This is a genomic window from Streptomyces durbertensis, from assembly GCF_014156695.1.
Lineage (GTDB): Bacteria > Actinomycetota > Actinomycetes > Streptomycetales > Streptomycetaceae > Streptomyces > Streptomyces durbertensis.
On the sequence record NZ_WMLF01000371.1, the window covers coordinates 1 to 5,380 of the forward strand.

Annotated in this window: 5 protein-coding genes; all 5 read right to left on the bottom strand. The window is 73.8% G+C overall.

Translation table 11 applies throughout. From position 1 onward, the window contains the following. On the bottom strand, positions 1-770 hold a 770-nt coding region (locus tag GL263_RS20545; RefSeq protein WP_182857207.1), incomplete at its 3' end, for an ATP synthase subunit B family protein. Between the two features lie 65 nt (positions 771-835). After that, positions 836-1,315, bottom strand: a complete 480-nt coding sequence (coaD, locus tag GL263_RS20550; RefSeq protein ID WP_182857210.1) for a pantetheine-phosphate adenylyltransferase — start codon at positions 1,313-1,315, stop codon at positions 836-838. Positions 1,316-1,341: 26 nt separating this feature from the next. After that, positions 1,342-1,926: a 16S rRNA (guanine(966)-N(2))-methyltransferase RsmD gene (gene rsmD / locus GL263_RS20555; RefSeq protein ID WP_182857208.1), complete on the bottom strand. Its 585-nt coding sequence runs from the start codon at positions 1,924-1,926 to the stop codon at positions 1,342-1,344. A 95-nt stretch (positions 1,927-2,021) separates the two neighbouring features. After that, positions 2,022-4,274 (bottom strand): ATP-dependent DNA helicase RecG, encoded by a 2,253-nt coding sequence (recG, locus tag GL263_RS20560; RefSeq protein WP_194377750.1) that lies wholly within the window; start codon positions 4,272-4,274, stop codon positions 2,022-2,024. Positions 4,275-4,343: 69 nt separating this feature from the next. After that, positions 4,344-5,380 (bottom strand): fatty acid kinase subunit FakA-related protein (locus tag GL263_RS20565; protein WP_500294571.1); only part of this gene is annotated, 1,037 nt, incomplete at its 5' end.

Sequence of the window (5,380 nt, forward strand, 5' to 3'; positions counted from 1 at the left end):
GCCTGGGGTGCCGGGGCGGGCGCGGACGGGCTCGTCGCGTCGGGGATCCCGGCGAGACCCGCGAGGTAGTCGGCGTCGGAGGCGCGGACGCCGCTGCCGGGGCCGCCCTCGCCGTCCTGGGCCGCCATGTGCTCGGCGAGTTCGTCTGTCGGCCGGTGGCCGGTGAGCTTCTGGCGTCCGCGGCCGACGGCCTCCAGGGTCTTGGCCAGCACCGCCTCGAACGCCCTGAACTGCGCCTCGATGTACTCCTCGGCGCGCTGCCTGCGCGTCTCCGGGTCGGTGGCGTACTCCTGCGGGTCATCGCCCGGGAGGTCCTGGCCGTCGGCGGTGCGGCCGAGCAGCTTCTCCCGGCCGCGGTCGACGGAGCCGATGGTCTTGCTCAGCACGACCTCGAAGTTCGCCAGCTTGCTGTCGACGTAGTCGTCGGCCTGGGCGCGGATCTCGGCGGCCTCACGGCGGGCCTCGTCGAGGATGCGGTCGGCCTCCTGCTGGGACCGGCGGGCGACCTCGGTGCCGGAGACCAGCGAGCCGCGCTCGTGGTGCGCCGCGTCGATGATCCGCTGGGCCTCCTGACGGGCCTCGGCGACGACCTGCTCCCTGTCCCCCAGCACCTCCCGGGCCTGCGCGAGGGAGCCGGGGAGCGCGTGCCGCACCTCCTCCAGCATGCCCAGCAGCTCGGCGCGGTTGACCACGCAGGAGGCCGACATGGGCATGGAGCGGGCGCTCTTGACCGCCGTGACGATCTCGTCGAGTCTCTGCTGTACGTCCACGGGGGTGACTGTACGGCCAGCGGACGCCCCCGCGACAGCCGAAGCACGTACCTCCGCCGTACCGGTCAGCGCTCGGCCAGCCGGGCCCGGAGCGCCGTCAGCACCGGCTCGGGCACCAGGTGGGAGACGTCGCCGCCCCAGGCCGCGACCTCCTTGACCAGGCTGGAGGAGAGGAAGCTGTAGGTGGGGTTCGTCGGCACGAACAGCGTCTCGACGCCCGAGAGCCCGATGTTCATCTGCGCCATCTGCAACTCGTAGTCGAAGTCGCTGACCGCGCGCAGGCCCTTGACGATCGCCGGGATCTCGCGCTGCTTGCAGAAGTCGACGAGCAGCCCGTGGAACGCCTCGACCTCGACGTTCTCGTACTCGGCGGTCACCGTGCGGATGAGGTCGATGCGCTCGTCGACCGCGAACAGGCCCTGCTTGCTCTTGTTGATCATCACCGCGACGTGCACGACGTCGTAGAGCTTGGAGGCCCGGCCGATGATGTCGAGATGTCCGTTGGTGATGGGGTCGAACGACCCCGGGCAGACGGCGCGGCGCACTGGTCTTCCCTCGCTCTCCGGGCTGGTCATGACGCGTCGGTAACTTCTTCGGCCGCGCGACCGTACCAAAACGTTCCCTCGCCGTAGCGACGGGATCGCAGGGCCTCGAAGCCTTCCGGCCAGCGGAATGCGCCGCCTCTGGTGCTGCGCTCCACGGTGGCGAGGGCGGCGCCGGAGAGCCAGCCCTCCGTACGGAGTGTGATCAGGATCTCCCGGAGCCGGTCGTCGGTGACGGCGTACGGCGGGTCGAGGAAGACGACGTCGAACGGCACGTCGGGGGGCGGCCCCTGGAGCAGCTGCTCGGCCTTGGCGGTGCGCACCTCGGCGCCGCGCAGGGCGGTGGCGCGGACGTTCTCCCGGACCACCTTCGCGGCCCGCGCGTCGGCCTCCACGAGCAGCGCGTGCGCGGCGCCCCGGGACAGCGCCTCCAGTCCCACCGCTCCCGAACCGGCGTACAGGTCGAGCACCCGCCGGCCGGTCCACTCCCCCAGCCGGGCCTCCCAGCTGGAGAACAGGCCTTCCCGGGCACGGTCCGAGGTGGGCCTGGTGCCCGTGCCGGGCGGCACGGCCAACCGGCGGCCACCGGCGCTTCCGGCGATCACGCGAGGCATGGCGGGCGAGTCCTTACAGGTCGGTCGGTCTTGTGCCCCCCACGATATGGCCGTTCGCGCCGGCCGGCCGACCATCCCGCGCTGCGGGGAGGCGGTCAGCCCTTGTCCAGGTACTCCTCCCGTTCGGCGTCGAGCAGGGCGTCCAGCGCGGTGCGCAGGCCGGGCCAGCTCTCCAGCGTCGGGTCGGCGGCCACCACCGCCGTCGCCTCCCGCCTGGCCTCGGTGATGACGTCCTCGTCTTCGATGACGGTGAGCATCCGCAGGCTGGAGCGGACGCCGGACTGCGCCTGGCCGAGGACGTCGCCCTCCCGCCGCTGCTCCAGGTCGATGCGGGAGAGCTCGAACCCGTCGAGCGTCGCGGCGACGGCGTCCAGCCGGGCCCGGGCCCCGCTCGCCTCCGGCGCCTCGGTGACCAGCAGGCACAGCCCGGCGGCCGATCCGCGCCCGACGCGGCCGCGCAGCTGGTGGAGCTGGGAGACGCCGAACCGGTCGGCGTCCATGATCACCATGACGGTCGCGTTGGGGACGTTCACCCCGACCTCGATCACCGTCGTGGCGACCAGCACGTCGAGCTCGCCGGCGGCGAAGCGGCGCATCACGTCGTCCTTGTCGTCCGGCGGCATCCGGCCGTGCAGCACCGCCACCCGCAGCCCGGAGAGCAGCCCGCCGAGCTGCGCGGCGACGTCGACGACGGCCAGCGGCGGCCGGCGCTCCTCCCCTTCCGGCCCTTCCGGCCCCGTGCCGTCGCCGTCCGCGACCTCCTCCGGTTCCGCCGTCTTCCGGCTCTTCCCGCCGTCCGCCGCGGGCTCCTCGTCGCCGATGCGGGGGCAGACGACGTACGCCTGGTGCCCGGCCAGGGCCTCCTCCCGGACCCGCTCCCAGGCGCGGCTGAGGAAGTGCGGTTTGTCGGCGGCCGGCACCACGTGGGTGGCGATCGGCGCCCGCCCGGCGGGGAGCTGGTCGAGCACCGAGGTCTCCAGGTCGCCGAAAACGGTCATCGCGACCGTGCGCGGGATGGGGGTGGCCGTCATGACCAGCAGGTGCGGCGGCCGGCTGCCCTTGGAGCGCAACGCGTCGCGCTGCTCCACACCGAACCGGTGCTGCTCGTCCACGACAACCAGGCCCAGGTCGTGGAAGCGGACCTTGTCCTCGATGAGCGCGTGTGTGCCGATGACCACACCGGCCTCGCCGGTGGCCAGGTCGAGCAGGGCCCGCCGGCGGGCCGCCGAGCCCATCGAGCCGGTCAACAGCACGACCTTCGTGCCCAGTTCGCTGCCGCCGAGCATGCCGCCCTCGGCGAGGTCGCCCATCATCTCCACGATCGACCGGTGGTGCTGCTGGGCCAGCACCTCCGTCGGGGCGAGCATCGCCGCCTGCCCGCCGGCGTCCACCACGGTGAGCATGGCGCGCAGCGCCACCATCGTCTTGCCGGAGCCGACCTCGCCCTGGAGCAGCCGGTGCATCGGGTGGGAGCGGGCGAGGTCGTCGTGGATCTCCCGGCTGACGCGCTGCTGGCCCTCGGTGAGGGTGAACGGCAGCCGGGCGTCGAAGGCCGCCAGCAGGCCGTCCGGTCGCGCCGTCCTGGGTGTCGCGGGCAGCTGCTCGTCGGCCAGTCGGCGGCGGGCCAGCGCGACCTGGAGGACAAACGCCTCGTCCCACTTCAGCCGCGCTCTCGCAGCATGGATGTCGGCCTTGGTGCGCGGCCGGTGGACCGCGGTCAGCGCCTCCGGCAGCGGCAGCAGCCCCCGGGAGTCCCGCAGGGTGCTCGGCAGCGGGTCGACGAGGCCGGCCCACTCGATCGCCTCCAGCGAGTCCAGCACCGTGCCGACGGCCTGCTCGATCTTCCAGGAGTTCAGCTGGCGGCAGGCCGGGTAGAGCGGCAGCAGCTCGCCGGCGAAGCGCTCGACGGCCTCCCGCCCGTCGTCCTCGTCGAGCAGCTTGTACTCGGGGTGCGCGAGCTGGAGCTTGCGGTTGAAGACCGAGACCTTGCCGGCGAACATCCCCCGCCGTCCGGGCAGCAGCTGCTTCTCGTGGGCGAAGGCGCCGCGCCCGAAGAAGACCAGCTGGAGCCGCCCGCTGCCGTCGGTGAGCGTCACCTCCAGCCGTTGGCCCCGGCCCCGGTTGAACTTCAGCAGCCGGGCGTCGGCGACCCGGGCGACGACCGTGACGTGCTCGTCCAGCGGGAGGTCGGCCAGGCGCGTCAGCTCGCCTCGCTCGGCGTAGCGGCGGGGGTAGTGGTGCAGCAGGTCGCCGACGGTGTGCAGGCCGAGCTGTTCGGCCATCACCGTGGCGGTGCTGCCGCCCACGACCTTCTTCAGGGGATCAGCCAGTGCGGACACGGTCCCCATCTTGGCTTACGGCTGTGACAGTGCGAGGGACGACGCCGCGGCGGACGGCCCGGGCGCGGTCGACGGACGCTACTCGACGCCGATGAGCAGCGGCGCGTTCTGTCTGCCGGTGTAGACGAGGGTGTCGACGCCCAGGTGGCCGCGGCGCACGTGCTGCTCCAGCCGGTCGGCGAGCGCGCGGTCGACGTCGGCGCCGAGCACCACGGTGACCAGCTCGCCGCCGGCGGCGAGCATCCGGTCCAGCACGGTGGCGGCCGTCTCGAACAGCTCGCCGCCGATGACCGCGACGTCGCCGTCGATCATGCCGAGGAGGTCGCCGGCCTCGCAGACGCCGACCGTCGTCCACGAGCGGTGTTCGGCGACGGTGAGTTCACCGAAGCGGGTGGCGCCGGCCGCGGCGGTCATCGCCACGACGTCCTCGTCGAAGCGGCGGGACGGTTCGTGCACGGCAAGCGCGGCGAGGTTCTGGACCGGTGAGCGGGTGGGCACGATCGCCACCCGCAGTCCGGCGGCGCGGGCCTGTTCGGCGGCGGCCGCCGCCGGGTGGCGGAGTTCGGCGCTGCCGGGCAGCAGGATCACCTCGCGGGCGTTGGCCCGGGTGACGGCGGCGGCCAGTTCGCCGCTGGCCGGCGGTTCCCCGGCGCGGGTGGTCAGGACGGTCGCGCCGGCCTCGGCGCACAGCGCGGCGAGGCCGTCACCGGGCACCACGGCGACCACCGCGCGGGCGGCCGGTTCGGGGGCCGGCGGGGGCTGCTCCGCGAGCCGGTCGAAGTGGGTGATGCGGATGCGGTGCGGCCGGCCGGCCTCCACACCGGCCTCCACGGCCGCGCCCGCGTCGTCGACGTGGACGTGCACGTTCCACAGGCCGTCGCCGCCGACGACCACCAGCGAGTCGCCGAGCGCGTCGAGCCGGGCGCGCAGCCGGGCGACGGCCTGCTCGGTCGCGTCGAGCAGGTAGATGACCGGTCTCTTATACACATCTCCGAGCCCACGAGACCTCAGGAAATCGCGTATGCCGTCTTCTGCTTGAAAAGGGGGGGGGGGGGGGGGGGGGGGGGGGGGGGGGGGGGGGGGGGGGGGGGGGGGGGGGGGGGGGGGGGGGGGGG

What these genes read in the sequence shown, in the direction of transcription:
- rsmD (WP_182857208.1), bottom strand. Translation starts at nt 1,926, where the DNA reads ATGCCTCGCGTGATCGCCGGAAGCGCCGGTGGCCGCCGGTTGGCCGTG.
- recG (WP_194377750.1), bottom strand. Translation starts at nt 4,274, where the DNA reads ATGGGGACCGTGTCCGCACTGGCTGATCCCCTGAAGAAGGTCGTGGGC.